General features: G+C 42.2%; 23 protein-coding genes. 16 read left to right on the top strand and 7 right to left on the bottom strand.

Going from position 1 to position 24943, the window contains the following annotated elements:
- Positions 1-2: 2 nt before the first annotated feature.
- From asnB to BLQ87_RS09130, 11 genes are all read left to right on the top strand, one after another.
- The gene (asnB, locus tag BLQ87_RS09185; protein ID WP_074605864.1) at positions 3-1838 is read left to right on the top strand and encodes an asparagine synthase (glutamine-hydrolyzing); all 1836 of its coding nucleotides are present in this window, start codon (positions 3-5) and stop codon (positions 1836-1838) included.
- A 37-nt stretch (positions 1839-1875) separates the two neighbouring features.
- Positions 1876-2970: an NAD-dependent epimerase gene (locus BLQ87_RS09180; protein ID WP_074605863.1), complete on the top strand. Its 1095-nt coding sequence runs from the start codon at positions 1876-1878 to the stop codon at positions 2968-2970.
- Positions 2971-3448: 478 nt separating this feature from the next.
- The gene (locus BLQ87_RS09175; protein ID WP_074606897.1) at positions 3449-4807 is read left to right on the top strand and encodes a pectate lyase family protein; all 1359 of its coding nucleotides are present in this window, start codon (positions 3449-3451) and stop codon (positions 4805-4807) included.
- A 159-nt stretch (positions 4808-4966) separates the two neighbouring features.
- The gene (locus BLQ87_RS09170) at positions 4967-6115 is read left to right on the top strand and encodes a glycosyltransferase family 4 protein (protein ID WP_074605862.1); all 1149 of its coding nucleotides are present in this window, start codon (positions 4967-4969) and stop codon (positions 6113-6115) included.
- Between the two features lie 13 nt (positions 6116-6128).
- Positions 6129-7154, top strand: coding sequence for a GNAT family N-acetyltransferase (locus BLQ87_RS09165; RefSeq protein ID WP_074605861.1), 1026 nt, complete (start codon positions 6129-6131; stop codon positions 7152-7154).
- A 24-nt stretch (positions 7155-7178) separates the two neighbouring features.
- Positions 7179-7982: a phytanoyl-CoA dioxygenase family protein gene (locus BLQ87_RS09160; protein ID WP_074605860.1), complete on the top strand. Its 804-nt coding sequence runs from the start codon at positions 7179-7181 to the stop codon at positions 7980-7982.
- Between the two features lie 22 nt (positions 7983-8004).
- Positions 8005-8955, top strand: coding sequence for a hypothetical protein (locus BLQ87_RS09155; protein WP_074606895.1), 951 nt, complete (start codon positions 8005-8007; stop codon positions 8953-8955).
- Positions 8952-10493, top strand: a complete 1542-nt coding sequence (locus BLQ87_RS09145; protein ID WP_083361772.1) for a GNAT family N-acetyltransferase — start codon at positions 8952-8954, stop codon at positions 10491-10493. The genes BLQ87_RS09155 and BLQ87_RS09145 overlap by 4 nt, the downstream gene beginning before the upstream one ends.
- A gap of 26 nt (positions 10494-10519) precedes the next feature.
- A complete protein-coding gene (locus tag BLQ87_RS09140; protein ID WP_074605859.1) occupies positions 10520-12472 on the top strand; it encodes a polysaccharide biosynthesis protein in 1953 nt (650 codons plus the stop codon).
- 367 nt (positions 12473-12839) lie between these two features.
- Positions 12840-13511, top strand: a complete 672-nt coding sequence (locus BLQ87_RS09135; RefSeq protein WP_074605858.1) for a helix-turn-helix domain-containing protein — start codon at positions 12840-12842, stop codon at positions 13509-13511.
- 266 nt (positions 13512-13777) lie between these two features.
- Positions 13778-14122 carry a helix-turn-helix domain-containing protein gene (locus tag BLQ87_RS09130; protein WP_074605857.1) on the top strand — a complete coding sequence of 115 codons (345 nt, stop codon included), beginning with the start codon at positions 13778-13780 and terminating at the stop codon, positions 14120-14122.
- A gap of 3 nt (positions 14123-14125) precedes the next feature.
- On the opposite strand, the gene BLQ87_RS09125 is transcribed toward BLQ87_RS09130, so the two are convergent.
- Positions 14126-15364 carry a glycosyltransferase family 4 protein gene (locus BLQ87_RS09125; RefSeq protein ID WP_074605856.1) on the bottom strand — a complete coding sequence of 413 codons (1239 nt, stop codon included), beginning with the start codon at positions 15362-15364 and terminating at the stop codon, positions 14126-14128.
- A gap of 88 nt (positions 15365-15452) precedes the next feature.
- Between BLQ87_RS09125 and miaE the strand changes: the two genes are divergently transcribed.
- The 4 genes from miaE (at position 15453) to BLQ87_RS09105 (ending at position 17692) form a co-directional block, all read left to right on the top strand.
- On the top strand, positions 15453-16034 hold the full coding sequence (gene miaE / locus BLQ87_RS09120; RefSeq protein ID WP_074605855.1) for a MiaE family protein: 582 nt from the start codon (positions 15453-15455) through the stop codon (positions 16032-16034).
- An 82-nt stretch (positions 16035-16116) separates the two neighbouring features.
- Positions 16117-16680: an RNA polymerase sigma factor gene (locus tag BLQ87_RS09115; protein WP_074605854.1), complete on the top strand. Its 564-nt coding sequence runs from the start codon at positions 16117-16119 to the stop codon at positions 16678-16680.
- On the top strand, positions 16661-16930 hold the full coding sequence (locus tag BLQ87_RS09110; protein ID WP_074605853.1) for a hypothetical protein: 270 nt from the start codon (positions 16661-16663) through the stop codon (positions 16928-16930). Before BLQ87_RS09115 ends, BLQ87_RS09110 begins: the two co-directional genes overlap by 20 nt.
- 81 nt (positions 16931-17011) lie before the next feature.
- Positions 17012-17692, top strand: coding sequence for an ATP-dependent Clp protease proteolytic subunit (locus tag BLQ87_RS09105; protein WP_074605852.1), 681 nt, complete (start codon positions 17012-17014; stop codon positions 17690-17692).
- A 10-nt stretch (positions 17693-17702) separates the two neighbouring features.
- On the opposite strand, the gene BLQ87_RS09100 is transcribed toward BLQ87_RS09105, so the two are convergent.
- The 6 genes from BLQ87_RS09100 to BLQ87_RS09075 form a co-directional block, all read right to left on the bottom strand.
- On the bottom strand, positions 17703-18446 hold the full coding sequence (locus BLQ87_RS09100; RefSeq protein WP_074605851.1) for an SDR family oxidoreductase: 744 nt from the start codon (positions 18444-18446) through the stop codon (positions 17703-17705).
- Between the two features lie 305 nt (positions 18447-18751).
- Positions 18752-19786 carry a Fic family protein gene (locus BLQ87_RS09095; RefSeq protein ID WP_074605850.1) on the bottom strand — a complete coding sequence of 345 codons (1035 nt, stop codon included), beginning with the start codon at positions 19784-19786 and terminating at the stop codon, positions 18752-18754.
- A 406-nt stretch (positions 19787-20192) separates the two neighbouring features.
- Positions 20193-21185, bottom strand: a complete 993-nt coding sequence (locus BLQ87_RS09090) for a hypothetical protein (RefSeq protein ID WP_074605849.1) — start codon at positions 21183-21185, stop codon at positions 20193-20195.
- Between the two features lie 28 nt (positions 21186-21213).
- On the bottom strand, positions 21214-22323 hold the full coding sequence (locus BLQ87_RS09085) for a hypothetical protein (protein ID WP_074605848.1): 1110 nt from the start codon (positions 22321-22323) through the stop codon (positions 21214-21216).
- 10 nt (positions 22324-22333) lie between these two features.
- Positions 22334-23044, bottom strand: coding sequence for a hypothetical protein (locus BLQ87_RS09080; protein WP_074605847.1), 711 nt, complete (start codon positions 23042-23044; stop codon positions 22334-22336).
- A gap of 183 nt (positions 23045-23227) precedes the next feature.
- Entirely contained in the window at positions 23228-24094 is an 867-nt protein-coding gene (locus tag BLQ87_RS09075; RefSeq protein ID WP_074605846.1) for an AraC family transcriptional regulator, read from the bottom strand.
- A gap of 122 nt (positions 24095-24216) precedes the next feature.
- On the opposite strand from BLQ87_RS09075, the gene BLQ87_RS09070 reads away from it, so the two are divergent.
- Complete coding sequence (locus BLQ87_RS09070; RefSeq protein WP_074605845.1) at positions 24217-24915, top strand: RraA family protein; 699 nt, start codon at positions 24217-24219, stop codon at positions 24913-24915.
- The last annotated feature ends 28 nt before the right edge of the window (positions 24916-24943 follow it).

Raw genomic sequence — 24943 nt, 5'->3', positions numbered from 1 at the left:
TTATGTGTGGAATCTTTGGGACGTTAAATTATGAACATGCAATCGCAAAGGAACAGATCTTTGAAGGACTGTTGCACCGGGGACCCGATGAGCAGGGCTGTTTTAACAGTCACCCGGTAAACCTTTACCATACAAGATTGGCGATTCAGGATTTAACAGCATCCGGGCAGCAGCCGATGAAGCACAATGGTCTGGTCCTGGTTTTTAACGGAGAGATCTACAACCATATGGAGCTGAGGCGGAAATACGACCTTATGGCAACTTCAAATTCCGATACACTGACCATCCTGATGTTATTCGAGCGGATAGGAATGAAGATGCTGGAGGAATTTGACGGCATGTTTGCCTTCGCTTTGTACGATACGCTGAACCTAAAATTGTACCTCGCCAGGGACAGGGCAGGAAAAAAGCCTTTATATATTTATAATAAAGGAATGGCTTATGTTTTTTCCTCGGAGCTAAATGTGCTTTACCGCCTTTGCAGGCCTGAAGTAAACTATGCCGCACTTGCCGATTACCTGTACCTCGGACATTATTACCGGAAGGCAACCCCTTACCATCTGGTGAATGAGTTGGAAAACGGAAACTATATGGTGATCGATACCCTGTCCGGACAGGCGGAACAATTTTGCTGGTTTAAGATTGAAGATGCCTATCGCAATGGCCATCAGCTGGATTATGAAGAATCACTCCTCCAGTTGGATCAGCATTTGAATACCGCAGTGAAGCGCAGAATAGAAAGTGCGGATCTGGACGTGGGTTCATTTTTAAGTGGCGGGATAGATAGTGGACTCGTTACTGCGATGGCTGCGCAGCAGCAATCCCGGCTAAAGACTTTTACCGTGAAAGTAGCGGGTTCATTTGACGAATCACTGCTTGCAGAAAAGGTGGCCAAAAAATACGATACGGACCATACGGTGGTAGAAATTGATTTTGCTGATCTGGCAAATGACATCGAAAAGATCATTTCAAATCATGGTGAACCGAATTCAGACAATTCCGCAATTCCCAGCTATTATGTAGCCAGGGAGGCTAAGAAATACATTACCGTAGTTTTAAACGGGGACGGGGCGGATGAACTGTTTGGAGGTTACAGGAGGTATGTTCCTTTTAAGCACATGGATTTTTTCAACCCCGGCGCACTTACAAAAATCAGTTCCGGTTTTCTGGCGAAAATCCTGCCTATCGCCAATCAAAAACAGAGCTTTTATACCTATGGTTACCGTTTATTGAAATTTGCCAGTTACGGGGATCTGGTCAAAATGTATTGTTCGGCTTCTTCAGATTTATTTGTGGGCTTTGAAGATGTCTTTATTGAAAAACCGCAGATGCTGGCGATTTCTGCAGACCTGGAAAGGTATAACGGTTATTCCATATCGCCCTTAAAGAAGATTTTGCTGATGGATTTTGAGTCGATGCTGTTCAGCCGCTTATTGCCAAAAATGGACATTGCAACAATGGCACATTCCATCGAAGGAAGAAGCCCTTTTCTGGCAAAGGAAATCCTTGACTTTGCGCCCGGCCTGCCGGATCATTATAAGATCAGAAACATTCAAACCAAACATATCCTGAGAGATCTCGGACGGAAATACCTTCCGGCAGCATTGATTGACCAGCCGAAAAGAGGTTTTGAAATACCCCTGCAAAAATGGGTAGACCACGAGCTCCGGCAAGTGATGGAGCAATACCTGCTGGCAGGGGATGCTTTGTATCCTAAAATTATCAAAAAAAGTTTCATTGAGCAGCTGATGGCCAGACAGATTAGCATTTCCGATGAGAGAAGGGCTAAAATTCTCTTTTGCGTGTTCAGCATGGAAGTATGGCATAAAAGCTTGTAATCCTGAATTTCTTAATCTAAAATTTAAAGCGATCGTTATGAAAGTATTGGTTACCGGCACAGCCGGTTTTATTGGATTCCACCTCGCGAAATTCCTGTTGGAAAGAGGTGATGAGGTGGTCGGAATAGACAGTATCAATGATTACTATGATGTGAACCTGAAGTACAGGCGATTGGAAGAAACGGGGATCATGAGGGCCGACCTGGTATATGGTAAGGAACTGAGGAGTACCAAATATCCGAATTATCAGTTTGTTAAGCTGGACATTACAGACCATGGTAAGTTAAAGAAAGTATTTAAAAACTGCCATTTTGATGCGGTATGTAACCTCGCTGCGCAGGCAGGGGTACGGTATAGCCTGAGCAATCCGAGGGCTTACCTGGAATCCAACATCACCGGCTTCCTGAATATTCTGGAATGCTGCAGAACGCACCATACCAAACACCTCGTATATGCCAGCTCCTCCAGTGTTTACGGACTGAATAAAGAAATGCCTTTTTCACCGGCCCAACATGCCGATCATCCGGTATCGCTGTATGCCGCTTCCAAAAAAAGCAATGAGCTGATGGCTCATGCCTACAGTCATCTGTTCCAGATTCCAACTACGGGACTGCGGTTTTTTACCGTCTACGGCCCCTGGGGAAGACCAGATATGGCGTTATTCCTGTTTACGAAAGCAATTCTTGAAAATAACAACATCGAAGTGTTTAACAATGGGATGATGAAACGCGATTTCACCTATATTGATGATATTGTAGATGGCATTGTCCGTGTGATTGACCATCCCGCAGAAAGCAATCCGGAATGGAATGAGTTTAAACCAAACCCTGCCAGTTCAAATGTACCTTACCGCGTCTTTAATATCGGTAGGGGGCAGTCGGTAGACCTGATGGAATTTATTGCAGAGATTGAGAAAAATCTGGGAATGGTGGCAAAGAAACATTACCTGCCTATGCAGAAAGGAGATGTGGTTAAAACCTGGGCAGATATCTCAGCGATGAAAAAAATGATGGGCTATCAGCCCCGGGTTTCTGTCGCAGAAGGCGTACAGAATTTCGTTAATTGGTATAAAGATTTTTACCTGGTCACAGAAAACTTACCACAACAGCTGGAACCTGCCGGATATCATTGAAAATTGCTTATAAAAGTATACAAATAAATATTGATATTTTCAAATTTTTGAGCATATAAATTGGCGCTTAGGAATTCCGGGTTCTATTTGTGACAAAAAAATTACAATAAATCACCGATTCGCCCTGTTTATTCCTGCTGATTTATCAGGTAAAATAAATTAATCTGATTTTTTTACAATAAATGTTAAATTTTTTTGCAGAAAGTATATTAATCTTTTTTTACTTCTGCTAACCTTCATTTTCATTTGATTAACTTGTGGAATATTCTACTTTTTAATTGAATAATAAACTGATTTTAGAAATTAAATCGACCAGATCCGCTTTTTTAGGAAGTTTGCGTTTTTGGCTTTTCTTACTGAAAATCAGTGCGTTTCCATAATTGTTTAAACGTATAAGGTGGTGCTTTTCCGCGTTACCATTGTGTACTTTTAACAACAAGAAATGGAAAGAAAAAACAAATTAACAAATCGACTGCCCATGAGCCTTCTGCTACTGTTGGTTTTATTAACTTTTAGTAAATGTAAAAAAGGTTCGGATGTGGCAAACCCTGAAAACCCAACTGATCTCACTGAAGCCGCCCGTTATCGGGAAAGCAGTAGTACTACTGGAATAAAAACAATTGACGCCACAAAAGCGAGCAGTGACGGCGGGTTTTCCTACAAAGTGATTAACATTCCCGGAACAAGCGACTCGGAGAGCAGTCCTTCAGTCTCTACACTGAAGGTGTTTGAAAATGGTAAAGAGCTCGGTCCGGGACATGCGATGCATGCCGATATCAGAAGCACAGGAAAAGGTCTTTTTAGCCATTGGGCAGGCGGCCTGTATTTTTCAGCCTCTGATAACAGCGATCCAAGGACCAATGGAAGAACGTATACCTATAGTCTGGATGGCAGTAACACCGGATCGATTATCCCTCCGGTAACGCCGCCAGTAACGGTACAACCGGTTCAGACCTCATCCGCTATTGGCTTCGCCTCAATGGATGGTAAAACTACCGGTGGTATCGGTGGACAAACAGTGACGGTAACGAGCCTGTCTGCATTGAAAAATGCGGTAGAATCGAGCGCAGCCATGATCATCATGGTGTCCGGAAAAATTACCGGAACCGGATACCTGAATGTAAAATCCAATAAGAGCATCATCGGAGTGACTGGATCAAGTCTGGAAGGTGTTGGTCTGATGATGTATGGCAGCAGCAATGTGATTGTTCAGAACATGACCATCAGAAATGTGGTGACTTATTCTAACATCATTATTAAAGAAGGCGCACATCACATCTGGATTGACCATTGCGACTTGTCGTCGGACAGGAACCATGGATGGGATTATTACGACGGACTATTGGATGTCGGGAAAAGAGCAGACTATGTGACCCTTTCCTGGAACAGGCTGCACGACAGTCACATTCCAATGCTGATTGGCTTTGGTGATGAGAATACGGACGATATCGGCCGCCTTCGTGTAACGGTAAACAGCAACTATTTTTATAACGTTTCTGAACGTCAGCCAAGCACAAGATTTGGTTACATGCACGTTTTCAATAACTACCTGCAAAATGGGAGTGGTTACGGAATCGGGGTAACTATGGGTGCTACCGTAAGAACTGACAATAACTATTTTGAAAACCAGGCGATTCCAATCTTCACGGAATACAATGCCAAGCCAGGTTATGTGAGTGGTGCAGAAACCAATATTTACGCCAACAGTAAGGCAAACAGAATCTCTACAGCTGCATCAACATGGGTGCCGGCTTATGAGTATAAATCTCAACTGATTGCTGCGGCAAATGTTCCTGCAGTCGTATCTGCCGGAGCAGGTGCAACATTAACACGCTAAAACTTCTTTGATCACAGCCTGACGGGAATCCGGAGGCTCTGATTTTAAAATATTGAGGGGGCAGGTCTGACAAGTTATTTGTCGGGCCGCCCCCTTAAATATATCCCCCTTGTTTCCTGCTGATTCGGTAAAAATTTTATCCCCTAAAATTATATAAAGATGGTAACGGAAAGGAAGAAAATACTCATCTCCTGCGACTCCCCGAGGTCACTGCTGGATTTCAGAGGGAAATTGATGGAAGCATTGGTAGAAAAACATGAAGTGATGGTGTTCAGTCCGCCGATAGAACAGCAAAGCATCAGTCGCAGGCTACAGGAAATGGGGGTGAAAGTATATGAGAATGAACTCAATCCCAGTAACGTTTCTATAGGCTCAGACCTGAAATATCTTTTTGCATTGCGCAAAGTGATCCGGATGGTGAAGCCGGATGTCTTCTTTCCTTATACCTTTAAGCCCGTGATCTATGGTTGCTTTGTCGCCAGGTATTGCCGCGTGAAGCTGATTACCCCAATGCTGACTGGCCTTGGCTATAATTTTATGCACATCGGCCCCAAAACATGGGTACAGAAAATAACCAGAATACTCCTTAAGTTAAGTCTGATGGCGACCAAAAGGCTGCACATCATCTTCCAGAATCAGGACGATTACGCCCTCCTGATCCGTGAGCATATCCTGAGCAATAAGAATAAAATTACGGTGGTCAATGGTTCAGGAGTGGACTTATCCAGCTATGAATATTCCTTGCCAGATGTACAGCACCTCAGTTTTTTAATGATTTCCCGTCTCATTAATGCGAAGGGAATCAATGAGTTTTATGAGGCTGCAAAAATAATCAAAGCTAAATTTCCGGAGGTTGATTTTAAGCTGATCGGGGCTTACGATGATAATATTGATGCCATTAGTGATGATTTATATGCAAAAATAAAGTCTGGTGGTACGGTTCAATATTTGGGCCTGCTGGAAGATGTACGTCCTTATATCCGGGAGTCCTCCGTTGTGGTCCTGCCTTCCTATTATGGGGAAGGGGTCCCAAGATGTCTTTTGGAGGGGATGGCAATGGGCCGGGCATTGATTACCTGCAACTCTGTAGGATGCAGGGAAACGATTAACCCCTTGCTCAGGAAAGCAAACGGGTTCCTGGTTCCGGTGAAAGATGCGCCGCAACTGGCCTCAAAAATGGAGTATTACATCCGGCATACCGATGATGTTACCCGGTTTGGAATCAATGGAAGGAAATATGCCGTCGAGAAGTTCGACGTCAATAAGGTGAATGAAATGATGATCCGTGTGCTTGAGGGCCAATACTAACTGCTAAAAATCCATGCAATACCAAAGTTTTATTATCCGGGAAAAGCCGGAATGGGATGGCTATGTAAAACGTTCCTGCAATTATGAAGTTTACCATACCTGGTATTATCATTCGCTGAACAGTGAAGGAGAACCCCTTCTTTTTGTGTATCAGGAAGCAGACTTTTTTATTGCCTTTCCAATGATTAAAAGGAGGATAGCCAATTCGTCTTTTTATGACCTGACCTCGGTGTATGGTTACGCCGGCCCGGTGTCGGATGCTGATTTCAGCGCGATTACGGAGGGTTCATTACATTCTTTTAAAGATGAATTCTGCCGGTTCCTGAAAGCCGAATGTTGTGTCTCTGTATTTACCCGGTTGTATCCTTTTTTGCCACAGCAGTATCTGCTCGAAAATATTGGCGGACTTTCCTCCAACGGCAGTACGATTTATATGGACCTGTCCTTAACTGTTGAAGAACAGCACGCAAGGTATGACAAGCGTTTAAAGCGTCAGGTAAAGAAACTTCGGGAGCAGAATTACACGATCAAAGATGCCCGGAGCCCGGAGGAGATCCGTTTGTTTACAGCAATATACCATAAAAATATGGACCGGTTAAATGCCGGTAAGAGTTATTATTTTGACGAGGCCTATTTTACAGGCCTGCTGAACCCCGAGGAATTCAATAACCGGTTGATCCTGATTTACGATGGACCAGAGCTGATTTGTGGCGCATTATTACTGATCTCTGAACATGTAGTCCGAAACCACCTTTCTGCAACGGCTGAAAAGTACCTTAATGTATCTCCAAGCAAATTACTCACCGATGAAATCAGTATGATTGGCCGGAGGTTAGGAAAGAAAATTTTTCACCTTGGCGGAGGTGTAGGGGGAAAAGAAGATTCCTTATTTCAGTTCAAACGCCATTTTTCCGATTTACAGATCGCAGACCGGATCTGGTGCTATATCAATGACGAGGAGGTTTATCAGGAACTCGTACGTCAACGGGGAGAAGAGATCAATCCGGAATCTACTTTTTTCCCCGCCTACAGACAATAACCTGAACTTTAAAACAAACTAATCATGCAAAATACATTGGATTATTCCACTACTGATCTTGTCTTATTTGATGAGGTCATCGGAAAGTATGGCTGGATTATTTATGAAAATGCTTTAGATCCTCAGTTTGTAGAGGACATTAAGCAATCACTTCAGCCTGCCTACGAATTCAGAAGAAAAATACAGGTAAATAACGGGATTGGGGAAAGTACCGATGGAACGCTCCATCATCTGGTAGAAAAAGACCTGTTTTCTCTGAAATTTCTGGAACAGAAGTTTGGGGACAAACAAATCCGGCACTTCCTTGGCGGACAGTACATTCTCAATTCCCTGGGAGCGGTCATCAATTTGAGAAACAGTCAGACTTATGTTCAGAATATCCACAGGGACATCCGGACATTTACAGGTACTTATAGACTGATGTTTCAAATGATGGTGCTGCTGGACGATTTTACCCTTGAAAACGGGGCAACCTATTTCCTTTCCGGCTCGCATCTGTCTGACAAAAAACCGGAAGCTTCCTCGTTTTATGAACATGCAGACCGGGCACTGGGGAAAAAAGGCAGCATCGTTTTATTCGATTCCAATTTATGGCATGCTGCCGGTAAAAACAATACAGATGAGCCGAGGAGGGCGCTGACCATGGCTTTTACCAAACCTTTTATGAAGCAGCAAATGGATTACCCCAGGTTTTTAGGTTATGATTTCGGGGCAGGGCTGAGTGAGGACCTGCGACAGGTGATCGGTTATAATTCAAGGGTTCCTGCCGACTTCGAGGAGTATTATCAACCCGTTGAGAAAAGAATGTACCAAAGAGGCCAGGAGTAATTCACAAATCAAATCGCATAAAATGAGATCACTTGGAGGATATCTGGAGCTACAACTGTCCAAAGGAGAAGAATTTTATCCTTCCCTGTTAAAATTAAATACCGGCAGAAATGCCTTTGAATATATCTTAAAGGTAAGGCGGTACCGATTGGTACATGTCCCTTATTATACCTGTGAGGTGATCCTGGAGCCGCTGAAAAGGCTGGGGATTCCCTTTCAGTATTATACCATTGATGAACACATGGACCCGGTACTGGATTTTGAGGTTGGCCCTGAGGAATGTTTACTGTATACGAACTATTTCGGTTTGAAACAGGAAACGGTAACCAGGCTGACTGCACAGTTTCAGAACCTGATCATTGACAATTCTCAGGCCTTTTTCTCTCCGCCACTGGAAGGCCCGGATACTTTTTATTCCTGCAGAAAGTTTTTCGGCGTTCCCGATGGGGCCTACCTTCAAACCAATAGCCCGCTGCGGTTGAAGATGGAAAAGGATGTTTCTTTTGAAAGGTTTTCTCACCTGATCAGGAGCATAGACCTGGGAATAGAAATGGGATATGAAGATTTTATCAATAACAATGTCGTGTTGTCGAACAACCCGATAAAAAGGATGTCCTCATTGTCGCAGAAAATTTTGTCCGGCATAGATTACAAGGTTTGCAGATACCGGCGGAATTCCAATTTTATGTACCTCCATGATTTTCTGGAGGCCCACAATGATTATACTTTTGATGCCTCCCTGATTAACGGACCAATGGTGTATCCACTGCTGACTTCCTCCCTGAGCCTCAAAAAAAAATTACTGGATAAACACATCTATGTCGCTACTTATTGGCCAAACGTCCTGGAATGGACTACAAAAATGATGTATGAGCACTACCTGACAAGCCATCTGATTGCTTTGCCCATAGACCATCGTTATACTCACGCAGATATGAAGCGGATACTAAACGTATTAAAAACTGTATTATGAAAGCATCTATCTTTTTAAGGCCTCTGGTTATAGCTGATGCTATGACATCGTTCCAATGGCGGAACAATCCGGAAGTATGGAAATTTACGCCCTTTAGGCCAGCTGCTCCGATTACTGCGGAGATAGAGACGAAATGGTTAAGGGATGTCCTGCTAAGGGAAGACCAGAAAAGGTTTGCGATTTGTCTGAGCACAACGAAAAGGTATATTGGAAATGTTCAGCTGATCAATATCGCAGATGGTGCGGCCGAATTTCATCTTTTTATTGCGGAAAGAGAATGTTGGGGCATGGGCATCGGAAGTCAGGCCACAGCAATGATCCTTGACTATGGCTTTAATACCCTTCATCTGGACAAGATCCTGCTGGATGTAAACCCGGAAAACTCGGGTGCAATTGCGATTTACAAGAAAATGGGTTTTAGAGAAACCAGCGGTGAAGATTCGTTTATCAGGATGGAATTGTACCGGAATGAAGATAAAACCCTGGGGGAAGCGATTTCCTACACCATTAACCTGAAGGAGGAAGCGAAGTGGAGGAATCTGATTAAGCGGGCTTTGAAGTATGATTTCTACCATTCCTGGACTTATCATTCATTGGACAACAGTGCAGGGAAGGCAGTCATGTTTGTCTATGAAAATGGACCTGATTTTATCGCCATCCCATTGATAAAAAGAAATATACCGGATTCATCATACCATGATATGAGTTCTGTTTATGGGTATAGTGGTCCGGTTTCAAACCGGGATTTTAAGACTTTAACAGCTGAATTTATCGAAGGATTTAAACGTTCTTTTTTGGATTTTCTAAAAGCAGAACAGGTGGTGACCGTCTTTTCCAGGTTAAATCCTTTTTTTGACCAGTCGGGACTAGTCGGGTCTTTTGGGGGGCTGGTCGACAATGGAAAAGTGGTGGTGTTTGACCTCGGCCTTTCTCTGGAAACGCAGCAGTTGAACTATCATGGAGGGGTACTTAGGAAGATCAGGAAACTCAGGGAGAAAGGCTATTATGTAAAGGAAGCCAATACCGATGAGGATATCCGGAATTTCGTCTCGATCTATACCTTAAACATGCTTCGGGTGGATGCTTCAGAAACCTATTATTTTGATGAGGCCTATTTTAAGGCATTGCTCCATACCGATGAATTTGATGCCCGGCTGATGTTTGTCTACGATAAAGACGATTATCCCGTATGCGGTGCCGTTATTGTCCTTACCAATGGAATCATGCAGGCCCATTTATTAGGCACCAGAGCTGCCTGGCTTGCCGATTCTCCGGCAAAACTGTTGACAGAGGAGATTACGGTTCTTGGGCGGAAGCTGGGTGCGAAATATTATAATTTAGGCGGCGGACTGGGCTTCAAAGAAGATTCCTTGTTTTTGTGGAAGGCTAATTTTTCCAGTCTGACCTTTAACTACCAGACCTGGCGTTTTGTAGCCGATCAGGAGGCCTATAATGCGTTGATACTTCGGCAGGAAATTGAGCCTCAAACCGAAGTTGATTTTTTTCCGCTATACCGTTTGCAGGCAAATAAGGTATAGGCCTGTTCAACACTAAATCTATTCCCATGAAAAAGATTCTATTTTGCGAAAAAGTATACTCCAGGTGGATTATTTTATTAATTGACCAGGTGATCGTAAGTGTTTCCTTTGTGCTGTCCCTGATTATTTTGGAAAAGGGAAATTATAGGGATTTATTTGATCATTATGAACTGCGCTATCTGTGCTTATATCACCTCATTTCTGTGCTGGTATTTGTCATGATGAGAATCCATACCGGGATCATCAGGTATTCCAGTGTGGAAGATATTTTCCGTGTATTTAAGGCAGTGCTGTTAACCAGTGGTTTATTTATACTGGCCAGTTATGTGCTTTTGAAGCCATATTTTGATTTCGACAGTCAGCGGTTCCTTTCGACGCTGATCATTAACTTCTTCATTTCTGCATCGGTCCTGATTGCGCTTAGAATCAGTGTGAAGCAGCTTTTTCATTACCTCAAAGACCTCCAGATTGCCGATAAAGAAGTTTTGTTGATTTATGGGGTAGACCGTTCTTCTCTGCTCATTAAACAGGGGCTTGACGCTGCTTCAGAAAAGAATTTTAAAGTGCTGGGCTTTGTGGATGACCATGCAGACCGGATCCACAAACATCTGGAACAAAAACAGGTTTATGGCTCCTGGAGAATTCCTGAACTGAAGAAAAAGTACGGGGTAGAGAAAATGATTGTGATGGAGGATTGCAGTGATATAGAGGGGCGGAAAGTGGCGATAGAAAAATGTATGGAATGCGGCATCAGGGTGATTTCTGTTCCCGCCTCCAACCATTGGTTAAAAGGGAAATTAAAGCTCAGTCAGCTTCCTGATTTGAAGATTGAGGATTTGCTGCAACGCGAGCCCATTCATATGGACGGGGCAAATGTGTTGACGGGGCTTTGTGGTAAAAGAGTGCTCGTTACCGGGGCTGCCGGTTCCATCGGATCGGAAATTATCAGGCAGATCCTGAAATGTCATCCCGAACAGCTGATCTTATGCGATCAGGCGGAGAGCCCGCTTCACGAAATGCAGCTGGAAATTGAAGATCATTTTCCGGGCAACTCCTGTAAATTTATGATCATCAATATTCAGAATTATGGCCGGCTGAAAAATATGTTTGAGACCTGCCGGCCGGAAATCATTTTTCATGCTGCGGCACTCAAGCATGTGCCTATGATGGAACACAATCCTTCGGAGGCGATTTTGACCAATGTTTTGGGAACAAAAAACCTTGCGGATCTTGCAGTTGAGTATCATGCTGAAAAGTTCATTATGATTTCTACCGATAAAGCGGTGAAGCCAACAAATGTGATGGGGGCTTCGAAAAGAATTGCAGAGATGTATATCCAGTCGCTCCAAAACCACCAGGTAGAGCCCTTGCCAAAAACGAAGTTTATCACGACCCGGTTTGGGAATGTGTTGGGGTCAAATGGGTCAGTTGTTCCCCGATTTAGGGCTCAAATTGAAATGGGCGGACCGGTAACGGTCACAGATCCGGAGGTAACCCGGTACTTTATGACTATTCCCGAAGCAGTGCAATTGGTTTTGGAAGCTTCCGTTATGGGCAATGGTGGGGAGATCTATATTTTTGACATGGGTGAACCAGTTAAAATTTTGAATCTTGCGATAAATATGATAAAGTTAGCTGGATTTTTGCCGTATACCGATATAAAAATTTGTTTTGTGGGGCTGAGGCCAGGAGAGAAGTTGTATGAGGAGCTGTTGAATAAAACAGAGAAGGTGATCCCCACTTATCATGAGAAAATAAAGATATCTGCGGTGATCGATTATCCTTATGAATATATAACGAGAAAAATCAACGAGTTGCTGGCGCTAAGCCAGCTAAATGATAACCAGCAGACGGTTTGGAAGATGCAGGAAATTATTCCTGAGTATGTGAGCAGTAATACGGATTATAAGCCTGCAGATGTGTTAAAAGCTAGTACAGAAAATACATTGCTAAATGTTCGGGTGGAACCAGAAATTTGATGGGTTTGTAATTTTTTTGTTATCTTAAGATTCGATTATTTCTGGATGTTTTGGGGAAAACATCTTTAATTTGAAATAGAGTAAGAAAATAATATAAATAAAGATAAAAAATGGGGGCGTTTTTTAATCAGTATTCTGAAGGTCTGGGGGCTTTTGGAATCAGGCTGCGGCTATCTGTGGGGGAAATCTCAGGTCGCAGCCTTAGCGGTAAATATTCTTGTATTCAGGATAAATACCTGTTTTCAGTAATTGCATTTTATGATTTTGATGTTGGATTCTAAGCGATGCGTTTTTTATTCATGAGCAGTAGCTGATCAACAGCCGTTCCTGTCAAACCGTGTGCTGACCAAAATAACATCTGAACAAAATGGGGAGTAATAATAAAAGTATTCAAATCGCTGAATATCTTGGTACGGTGATCCTTTTAGGATTTCCTGCTGTAGAAAATCTGGCGGCATTGCATCATATTTCTATCTCTAAACTGATGCGTGATTTTAAAAGTATGTTTCAGACGAGTCCATACCTTTATTTCAGAAGGTTACAAATGGAATTTGCCGAAGAACATATTCGCAAGACAGGTTGCAGTAAGAAAGAAATGGCATTTATGCTCGGCTTCTCGAACCCCGCAAACTATACCTTGTGTTACAACCGGTATTTGCGAAATAAACAGGAAGAAAGCAGCAATGAAAGAGGGGATGATGATCTGACCGAAAGGAACCATATCCTGATTTCTCAATTTCCTTTGCCGGTGGCGATGTTAGACAAGAATATGAATTATTTATTGGTCTCAAAACAATTGTTGAGTGTCTGTAGCTTATCTGATGTGGATTTGATTGGTAAAAATTTCTTTGACCTTTTTCCAGGAAAAGGGACAGATCTTGACCTTTTGAAACGAAGGGTCTTAAAAGGAGAAATAGATACACTGGCTGGAGATTACGATTTTTATATTGACGGGACTTTATTAAAAAGCACAGTGAATCCCTGGTACGATGATGTGGGGGAAGTAGGGGGGATGATCCTTTTTGTAACTACTTATTGAGGATTTGAACATGAATAATAGCTTTTTGAGCATCAGTAGGTTCATACAATACTTTTTTTTAAAATATATTTGATTGTAAGATTCGACAAATTTATACGTAAAGATCCAATATTTTGATACGATTGATGTTGAACTGTTATTGCCGCTCCAACTAGAACTATATCTGCGCTCGAACCCTCCGGAAATGCTTCAGCCCTTTTTTCGTTTAAACACATCCCAATTGTTTAACCAAAAAGTTTGTTTTATGATGTAATAATTACAAGACTATGGAACTCAATGCTGGTGAAATCGTTGAACTCGCTGTTCGGCGGAAGAATGTGAACATTAGTGAATTATCGAGGCGTTTACATATAAACAGGAGGACCCTGTACAATTGGTTCAGGCAAAAAAAACTGCATACTGACGTAATTTGTGAGATAGGGAAAGTAATAGATTACGATTTTTCGAATGATTTTGAAGATGAATTCAAGCAGTTTATGCCTAAAGATGATTTGATGATTTTAGGTGCTGACCATCGGTTCAGTCCGCCTGATTCCGTTTATTACTGGATGGAAAAATATATTGCTTTACTTGAGGATTATAAAAAATTAGTGCGTAAAGGCCCTTTGTGAAAACTAGGGCCTTTTTTTTTCTGCAATCCACAATGACATGTATTTGGTGCTGTTTGCAGTATGGTACTGCAAGATCTGTCCAAAGAAATTCCTTCTGCGATGTCCGGTTAAATCCGCGGACAATGTTTTTATAACCTTGATAAATGAATCGATAAGAACTGACTTTCCATAACGTTTATTAATGATTAAGGCCCCATTTTGCTGTGCCAGCAGCCATCGGTTTTTGTCTTGATATAAAGCGGCGGCCTGATCCGCAAATGCTGTTAAATCATCTGCTATTTCTCCATTCCAATCCATGCCCCCGGTCATGGCTTCGGCCCCAATAGTCGTAGTTACTGCAGGTGTTCCTACCTGCATGGCATCGATGAACTTCCCTTTCAGACCCGCACCAAACTGGATAGGTGCCAGTAATATCCTATGATTCGAAATGCATTCCCTTGCATGCTTTGCCCGTCCATGAATGTGAAACCGCTCTTTCTCATTGTGCAGTTGCATCACCTTCTGTGTGGCATAAGCACCATAGATGTGAAGGCTCGCTGCAGGTATTTTCTTTCTGAGCAGCGGCCATATTTTTGTCTTTAAAGTCTGCACGGTATGCCAGTTGGGTTCGTGTAAAAAATTCCCGATAAAGACAAACCCTTCCCGTTCTTCAAAGGTATTCCAGTTCCGGATGTCTTCCTCACTGAGTTCTTCTTCTAAAAAAGGTAAATAGTAAATTAATGCAGGATCGACCTGAAATTGTTCCTGTAGAATTTTCATTTCTACTTCAGAGATGATCAATGATAAATCACACCTCAATATGGCTGCAATTTCCCGTTTGGCCATATCGCTAAACAGATCTGTTTCATCCAACTGCCGGTTGTTTTTTAAGGCTTGCTGCCGGGCATTCCGCAGGCAGTGAAGGTCTTCCGTGTCCAGTATGCGCATGGCATCCGGGCATTCTTCCTGCACTCTCCATCCATATTGCTCTTCCATAACGAAGCGGTCGAAGAGTACCATCCCCGGCTTGATTTCCTGCAGAAACAGGTTGAAACTGGTATCATTCAGGGTAATCCCACGTTCCGATACCCCGATTTCCTGTAAATTAAAGCTGAATTCAGATTTGGAAGCCGCAGAAGCAAAAACAACTTCATATCCCCTGGAAAGAAACAAATGAACCAGCTGAATCATTCTTGTGCCGGCAGCCGATGAGCCTGGCTCCGGCCAGACCAGCCCAATGATCAATATGCGGTTTTCATTCATTTCTCTAAAATTGATGCAAAATAGATGTTTTTAATGCAAAGACTACGATTATTCCTAATTTTGGAAAGAAGAATTTATTTATACCAGGATGTTAGGACTAAAATTATTGACAGACCCCCGTTGGGCGAATATTGCGGAATCGAATTTGGAAGAAATCTTAACGGACCATGCCTGGTGCGAACAAAAGGCGGCCACCAATGCCATTACGCTGATTACCAATAATTCTGAGCATATGGACCTGGTGGAAGAATTGACTGCCATTGCCATTGAAGAGATGCAGCATTTCCAAATGGTAATTGAAATCATCAATAAAAGAGGGTACACCCTGGGCAGGGAACGAAAAGACGATTATGTAGGCCGCCTGGTAAAGTTTAGCCGTAAGGATGGAAGCAGGAACAATTCTTTTATCGACCGTCTTTTATTTGCCGCCATGATTGAAGCCAGGAGCTGTGAACGTTTCAGGGTATTGTCGCAAAACATCAAAGATCCTGAACTGGCTAAATTCTACCATGACCTGATGGTTTCAGAAGCAGGACATTATACCACTTTCTTAAATTTTGCGCGTAAATACACGATTGATGTTGATGTAGATAAAAGATGGAAAGAGTGGCTGGAATTTGAAGGAGAGCTGATTCAGAGTTTTGGAAATAAGGAAGCCATTCATGGCTAGGAGCAGGTAGCGGAAAAATAATCTTCGGATTCAGGTGATATTTGGTTAAAAAGAGGCACATACTATAAAAAGCTTCATCGCTATGACGACAACACCTATTATAGAAAAACAAAATGCAGCTCGGGAGCAGCGCCTGATATCGCTGTATCAGGATGCTTTTCCTCTGGTGGCGAGGTACATCAGCAGGATGGGCGGCTCTTTTGAGGAGGCTAAAGACTTGTTCCAGGATGCGCTCGTGATCTATTATGAAAAAATACAGCATGGGAATGTCGTCCTGAAGTACAGTGAAAAATCATACCTTTTTGGTATCGCCAGATACCTTTGGAATAAGCGCTATCAGGAAAGCAGCAATCAGGTTCCTCTGGACCAGTTTGGGGCTGCCTTTGATGAAACGCTGAACCTGAGCGATTCCGGATATGAAGAAATCTCTTCATCCAGGTTGCTGAGGCTGTTGCATACCGCCGGACAAAAATGTATGGAGCTGCTCAGCGCATTTTATTATGAGCGGATGGACATGAAAGAGATGGCAGAGCGCTTTGGCTTTTCCAGCCCACGGTCGGCCACCGTTCAGAAGTTTAAATGCCTGGAAAAAGTTAAAGAAACGGTAAAAGAAAAATCCCTGAAGTATGAAGACATCCTGGAATGAGCTGCGTTTAATTGAGGATTACCTGAGTGCTGCTGCTGAGCCTGCAGATCAGGTCTTATTTGAAGCCAGGCTGATTTTACAACCTGATCTGAAAAATAGCGTTTACTGGCAGAAACGTACTTATAGTCTGATTCAGCAATACGGGCGGCAGCAGCTGAGATCGGAAATCGTAAAGGTCCATGAAACCTTGTTTACTGCTCCGGAACATCAGTTGTTCCGGCATAAGATCCTGCGATTCTTCCGTAAATAACCCCAAATTTTTATTGGCCTGATATCAAATCTCTGAATGGGGATAGGGCATCGCCATGTCCAAAATTTAACCCTTTAAATAATGAATATGAACAAGAATGAATTTCTGCGCTATGCAGTGAAACACCACCGGATCAGCAGTAACTATGTGGAAAGTTATGTTTCCAGGACATCGGCTGTTGCCCAACCCATGGCAATGACTCCCTACATTGTAGAAGAACGGCAATTGAATGTGGCACAGATGGATGTATTCTCCAGGCTGATGATGGACCGGATTATTTTTTTAGGTGAAGCCGTTGATGACCGGAATGCGAATGTGATCCAGGCGCAGTTACTTTTCCTGCAATCTTTAGATGCGGAGAAAGACATTCAGCTGTATGTAAATTCTCCTGGTGGTGCAGTGTATGCCGGACTGGGGATTTACGATACGATGCAGTTGATTTCGCCTGATGTAGCGACGATCTGTACCGGGGTGGCCCTTTCTATGGCTTCGGTATTGTTATGCGCTGGTGCGGCAGGAAAACGTTCTGCTTTGAAACATTCGAGGGTGATGATCCATCAGGCCTCCGGTGGTACACAGGGAACGGCAGCAGATATGGACATCAGCATCAGGGAGGTGCTTAAAATTCAAAAAGAGCTATATATGGTGATTGCCAACCACAGCGGACAGGATTATGAGCACATCTATGAGGCAGCCAGCCGGGATTACTGGATGACCGCCTCAGAGGCTAAAGCGTTTGGAATGATCGATGAAGTATTATAAAAAACAGCAATTATTCTACGGGATTCATGAGGGTTAACGCTTCTTCTCTTGATTTTAGGGACAGGTCATAGACGTGTTTGGTATTGCCTACATGAATCTCGTATTTGTCGTTTTGAAGCGCATCTATCAGGTCTGCCGCCACTTCAGCAGCAGGAATTCCGTTATGGCCGTTGATGATGGCGCTAAAGCTGGTGTTTACTAATGGTGGCATCAGCTCAAAAACTTTAACCTGACCGCTGCTTCTTTCCAGGGCAATTCTTAAGCTCTCGCTATAGGAATGTAAGGCTGCTTTTGAGGCGGAATAAGTGGTCAGCTGACCAGGAACAAGGGCCACAATCGAGGTCACGTTTACAATGGCCGCAGTGGCTTGTGATTTCAGTAATGGCAATAGTTTTTCGTTCAGGCGAACCACGGCGAGGTAATTGGTCAGCATCTCATCCTGGGCTTTATCAAAAGCATTTTCACTATTTGCGATGTCATATTTGTAGGCCTGTCCCGCATTGTTGACTACCAGGTTTAGTGTTGGGTAATCTTTGATTAATGAAGCGACCAAAGCTGCAGTATCCTGCTCATTGCTGATGTCTCCTTTAAATCCGATGGCTCCCGGAAGCTGAACTAAAGCGTCGTCCAGTCTTTGCTGATCTCTGCCTGTGATGATCACCTGATTGCCAGCTGCGGTAAATGCTTTGGCGATTTCAAATCCGATGCCTGCGCTTCCGCCAGTGATCAGGATGGTGTTGTTTGTAATGTCCATTTTATTTAGATTTTAATGTTGTTGTTAAGGTTGTTTTTTTGATCCTCAAGGGGAGTGTTTTATTTGTAATAGACCAATTGGTCTTTTTTTAAGTAAAAAAACAGCAACGTTTATATTCATTGCTTTTGTAATTACTTAACAAAGATAAGACCGATCGGTTTATTCTGCAACAGGTAAATGTCAGTGGATTGAAATAATAATATTTTTACACTGCCATCTGTTATTTAAAATAAGCAGGCGTAAATTTCTGGGGGTAATAATCCATCTGCACTGATCCGATAGGAATTCAGTATCTGTTTATTCAATTAGAAATAGGTGTTGACAGCAAATTTGAACTGCTCTATAAATATTTTCTTAAAAACGCTGATATTATTCTGTTCATAAAAGATCAACATTGCTTTTTTGTATTCGACTGAGTCAATAGTCCTGAAGGAAATAGGGCAATGTTGATTAGCAATAAGTATTGCATTACTGACTATGCGTGCGGTTCTCTTGTTACCATCATTGAATGCCTGGATATAGGATAGCAATACCAGAGCAAGCAATGATTTTTCAAATACATTGTTTTTTCGATTGATCAACAGGCACATGTCTTCCAAGGCTTCTCTGATCTGGTGCTCATTGTCAAGCGGTTTGTAGTTCGTTCCTGAAATACCCATACGTCGCTGTCTAATGTTACGCTCAACCTCAAGATCCTTGATTAAGATGCTATGTATATCTTCTACTCGTGCAATAGTCAATGGAACTACATAATCGGGATTTTCAATTATAAAATTGAGCGCTTCCTTGTGATTTAACAGCATAGTCGCATCATCTTTTGGTTTACCGGCAGCAGTTTCTTTGTCTTTTAACAGACGTTCAGTTTCTAGCAGTGAATAGGTGTTACCTTCGATCTGAGATGATTTCCAACTCAAATCGATAGCTAGTCTTTCCATCTCCTTATTATAGGCTGCAGAGGTCATATGACTCACATTATCTAGAAACTCTTCTTGTAATTGCTGCAATTGAGCCGTTTCGTCAACTGTAAATAGGTTGACATCGCGTAATACTTCAGTGATTAACTGGAAATTGAAACCGTCTTTGATTTCACGTTCATCAATTTCCTTCTCAAAATATATAACCATATCAATAGGGCTAAACAACTGGCTAACCGGACTGAGTACATATCGTGTGGCTCGGGTCTGGCCTTGTGCTAGTAACTGGCCACCTTCAACCAGGGCTGCTATTGCCCTTTTTATTGTCGCAAAAGAACCTTTACCAATAGCTTCATGGATCTCTCCAGATGAGCTAGATGGATGGTTTTTTATAAAATTAAGAATTTCAGTATCTATTCGTCCCATAATTACAGCTCATAAAAAAATTAGTTACAGCTCAAATATAAGTGTAAATGAGCTGTAATTTTAATTTATATGAGCTATATATTGCTTATAGCTCATTTTTTAATGCATTGTGGGTCATTAACTGTGGTTTTTGAGCTGTATCTCATCTTATAATGATCCATAATTAAATTCGAACCCAATATGTGTTCTCAAATAATGGGGGCTTATTTGTACCAATCAGAACTGATGTCCCCGAAAAACTCAGGACGGCCTCAAATCGGTTTACTTATTTTGTTTCAAGTTTTTTAGCCAAATCGTCTATTAATCGCAAATCAGACAGGAAATGGTTCGATGAACGCCCGTTGGGGCCATAAAAAAAGAGGGGCTATCATTGATGAGTCCCTCTTTTCCTATTCATTTGAGCATCTTATTTAACCGTCAGCAAGAATCCAATGGTAAAGTTAGCATCCCAGTCGAATACGAAAGTATCACATTTGGTAGCGTCTTTAATGGCTTTATAGATGTTTATGCCACTTTTGATTTTGATCTTATCAACGGCATATTTTTCAGGGTCGTTTAATACAGTAAATCTTTCTTCACCGTTACGGGTTTGTTTGGCCAGTTCATAAGGAACGCCGCCAATGATAAAGCAAACGTCACGTCTTTTTGCAGGAATCTTTTCCGACAGGCTTTTAACCTCTGCATATACCGCGTCGTCTTTCAATTCTTTTTCATAATATTTAGCTCCCGGTGCTTCAGCAGATTTAACGTCTCCGTCCATCCAGGAAATTTTGGTGTTTCCGGAGCCGATATCTACCACAAAAGAGTTGTCGTAATAAGAAGCAGGCAATACGCATTTTAACGCAAGTTTACCTTCCTGTTCTGCGGTAACCAGGTTCACTACATAACCCATTTTCTTTAATTCCGTAGAAATCGTTGCGGTTTTAGGTTCTTTCTGCGCGCCTGAGCTGATCACAAAGTGGATGTTTTTAGACTTCACTCCTTTATCAAACATGGCACCGATATAGTTTTTTAATCCGGTACGGATATCAGCAGTATTGGCCATGCCTTCATAGACGAAAGACTTGCCGAAATCTTTAGATACGATCTCCCAGCGTTTCTCTTTGTCGATATTAACTACGAAGGAGTTAAAGCCTGAAGCACCTACTTCAACCACACCTTTGTATTCTCCGTTAACGGGTTTTTCCGGCGTATAATTGAATGTTCTTTTTTCGTCAGCAGCCTTTGAACCAGCCATTGTCGGGGCAACACTCGTGGTGTCAGCGGTTGCTGATTTAGCGCCTGTTCCATCAAATTTACCGCTTTCAAATGCCCAGTAACCTATTCCAACGATTGGGATAGCCAGGATGATTGCTTTTATCGGCCAACGTAATCTGGCCCAGGTTGATTTTTCTTCCATGTTCTTGTTTGTATTTTGGTTTTATTGATTAATCTAATAAGGAGAAGCCTTTGTCTACTTTCTCTTCCGGTTTCAGTTCATAATATGAATCGGCCATTTTGCTGACGTTCAGCATTTTCAGGTTGCGTTCGTCTACCTTCTTGATGAACTCTTCGAGCTCACCTTGTGAAGGGGCACCACCAACGGTAATATTGTTGTTCTGATCAAGGAAGTCCAGATTGGAACGGATTGAAGCAATGTTCTGGCTGATTGCACCTGTTGCAGCATCCATTGCTTCCTGGAATACCCAACCGTCTTTAATGTTAAATACTTCGGCAAGGCCTTCAGTCGCATTCTTCATTTTTTGAGTCGCTTCCAGTTTTTTAGAGATGATAGAAATGCTGCTGTCCAGGGTGCTCACATAAATTCTCGCTGCACTTTCATTGTCTTTCAGGACTTCTAAAACTTTCGCAAACTGGTTGGCATATTGCACATAACTTCTGGCATTTTGCTCTTCAGCTTCGCCTTCTTTACCTAATAAAAATGCTTTGGTGCGGGTTTCTTTAGCATCCCTCGCATATTCATTTGCTTTCTCCGTATTGCTGTTTGTGCTTTCCTGTTTTCCTTTTTCGTCAAGATTGGCTGCTTCTACGGTAAAGCGTTTTGCATAGGTATATTTTTCTTCGGCTGTTTTTTGTGCCATTTCACCACTTTGGATCATGTCAATGCGAACGCCGTCTACGTTTGCTATTTTATCTTTTACGCGCTTCAGGGTATCCTTCGCATCTTTAGATAACAATTGTAAAGTTTCGATAGGGTTGTTACGGATGATTGCTTTCTCTCCTTTAAAAATGAGGATTGTTCCAAGGCGATGTAAGAGCGCAATGATTTTTGGTGCGAGTAACAATAAAACAATTAAAACGATACTGAAAATGACCAGCAGAATGCTTTTTGCCGCATATTCCAGCATGACCGGCAGGTATCTGAAGAAGGCAAAGGCACCACCTAAAATAAGGGCCCAGAAGAAAATGCTGGAAATGGTTTTCTTTGCTTCCGGCGTTTGAAGCTGAGCGGGTAAATGATCCCCGAGTACCTGAAATATAGGAAGCTGACTCTTCAGTTCTGCCGGTATATTTACGAATTGACTTTTGTTTTCCATAGGAGAGTTTTTAGTTTATATTGGTTTCTATTATGTTAAGGGCGTTTTGAATATCGGCTACGACTTCGGTGACGGCGGTATTGCCAATCGCAATTTTGCTATCGATATCCAGGAGTTGGGGTTCATATTTGCTGTTGATCTCATTCAGGTCTTTTTGTTTTGTGCTGAGCTTTTCACGAAGTTCAAGTATGCTTTGTTCGATCTGCTGAACTTCTGCGGTAAGGTTTGCTTTTTCTTTTACCTGACTTTGCTCAATACTTTGTTTTTCTGCCTGTTTCGCGGCGGTCTCTTTGTCGATTACTTTCTTTAGTTCAGTGGCATAGTTTTGTCCGGTTCTGCTGAGTTTTTCTTTGTCCAGGGTTTTATCCACGTATTTTAAAGAGGTAAATGCGGCTTTTAAGGTTCCTGCATTTACGCTGCCCATTTCTGCTGCGGCATTCCATACTTCAAAAAAGTCAATTCCCGGCTGGTTAATTTTTTCCAGAATTTCCAATACTTTCAGTTTCATCTGTTTTACATCCGTTGCCGGTAAATCAGACGTGTTTTGTGTTAGATTTGTTTGCGGGTTCTTCGTTACAGTTTCAGCTGTTTTATTTGGCGTAACCGGAGGTGTTGGGGCCTCAGTTGAACCGGAAGCCTCCGGTTCCGGGCTGTCTTCAAAGATTAGTTTCTTTAAACTTCTTAAAATTCCAAAAGAATTGCTTTCTGGTTCTTCGCTCATAGCTGGTTGTTATCTGTCGTTAAAAATAACAAAAAACGAATATAATGTACCGATTTATTTAAGCAGCTCTATTTTCGGAAAATTAATTGAAACCATTAGGATCTTACAGATCACCTAACGAAATGAGGCAGAACCTTTGGGCTCATGAATACCATCGGTAACAGTAGATAGAAATGAATAAGACTAGAGTTTTAAATTTCTCTTAAAATCTGAAGGACTGATCTTGATGAAACGTTTGAAGTTCCGGTTGAAATTGGTCAGGTTATTGAAACCACTTTGAAAGCAGATTTGCGAAATCGTCAGGTGATCGTTGTACAACAGCTTACAGGCATACCCAATCCTGACTTCATTTACGAAATGGGTAAAGGTCTTTTGCGTTCTCCCTTTAAAGTATTTACAAAATGAAGCCGTGGTCATATTGGCCATTGCAGCGGTTTGTTCCAGACTGATGTTCTGCGTGAAATTGTTCATCACATAATTATAAATCTTATCAATGCGCTGAACATCTTTCTGGTTATGAGGATTGGTATAACCAGTACTAGAAAGGCATTTATATTCTTTTGTGCCAGATAATAAATCCAGAATGCTCAGCAAATGGATAATTCTTTTCAATCCTGTGCTGATGAGCAATTGATTTAAAATCGTGACTACCTGGGTTTTTGATTTTCCATAAATATGAATCCCTCTTTGGATGTCTTTTAAGAGGTCATTGAATTTGCCAACTTCATTTGCGCCCAGGAAATTATCATTCAGCCAATCCAGACGGAAGTAAGTCACGATTGCTTTCACCTCCCGGTCGCTATCTGACTCGTAATATTCTTTGTCGTTGTACATGACATGAGGCAGGTTCGGTCCCATAATGATCAGGTCCCCCTCGGAAAAGTTCGCGATACTATCGCCCACAATTCTTCGCCCATTACTTTTAGTCATCCATACCATTTCATATTCGTTGTGAAAATGTAAGGGATTGGTCAGACATTTTACGTTCACCTCCTTTACAAAGATGCTTTCCTGTAAGACGGTTTTAGTTTCGAATAGAAGTGGTTGCATAAGGTTAATTTGCTTTTTTATTCTGATAAATCAAAATAATTGACAATATAGTGTCAATCTTGGGCAATTGATGGTGAGTTAACCGGGAAAAGAGCAGTTAACTTGCTTAAAAAACATAGCCGATGATCTCATTGCACAATCCCACCAGCGAAGACGAGCTGATTGCCTCAATAAAAGCAGAACTTTTTACTGCAGTAATCGGTGACATTATGGACAAATTAGGCTTTCTGAACCAGTTTTTGCCACCTCAGGTTCAGCCATTGCGAAATGACATGGTCATTGTAGGCAAGGCGATGCCGGTACTGGAGGCTGATGTTACGGAGTCCGCAGATCGGGGGAACAATCCCATTTTGCAAAAGCCATTTGGTTTGATGCTCGAGGCTTTGGATGACCTGAAGAAAAATGAAGTATACATCTGTACCGGATCGGCTCCTTCCTATGCGCTATGGGGAGAGTTGATGAGCATGAGGGCGATTAAACTGGGTGCGTCGGGTGCGGTTGTGAATGGTTATTCCCGCGATACAAACGGGATTCTGGCACTGAATTTCCCCGTTTTTTCTTATGGCAGTTATGCGAAAGATCAGGCACCAAGAGGGAAAGTGATCGACTTCAGAACATCGATAGAAATGAATGGGGTGTTGATCCGGAATGGCGATTATGTGATTGGCGACCGGGATGGGGTATGTATTGTTCCGAAAGATGCTTCAGCAGAGATTTTCAGGCTTGCTTTTGAAAAAGCAAGGGGAGAGAAAGTTGTCTTTCAAAAAATCAAAGAAGGGATGTCGGCGAAAACGGCATTTGAGACTTATGGGATTATGTAATTCGCCTGTGCGAATAACGGAAAAAGAG

This window comes from Pedobacter steynii (assembly GCF_900103665.1).
Classification (GTDB): domain Bacteria; phylum Bacteroidota; class Bacteroidia; order Sphingobacteriales; family Sphingobacteriaceae; genus Pedobacter; species Pedobacter steynii.
Note: the sequence above shows the minus strand (reverse complement) of the source record. Positions and strands in the feature narration are given on the sequence as shown.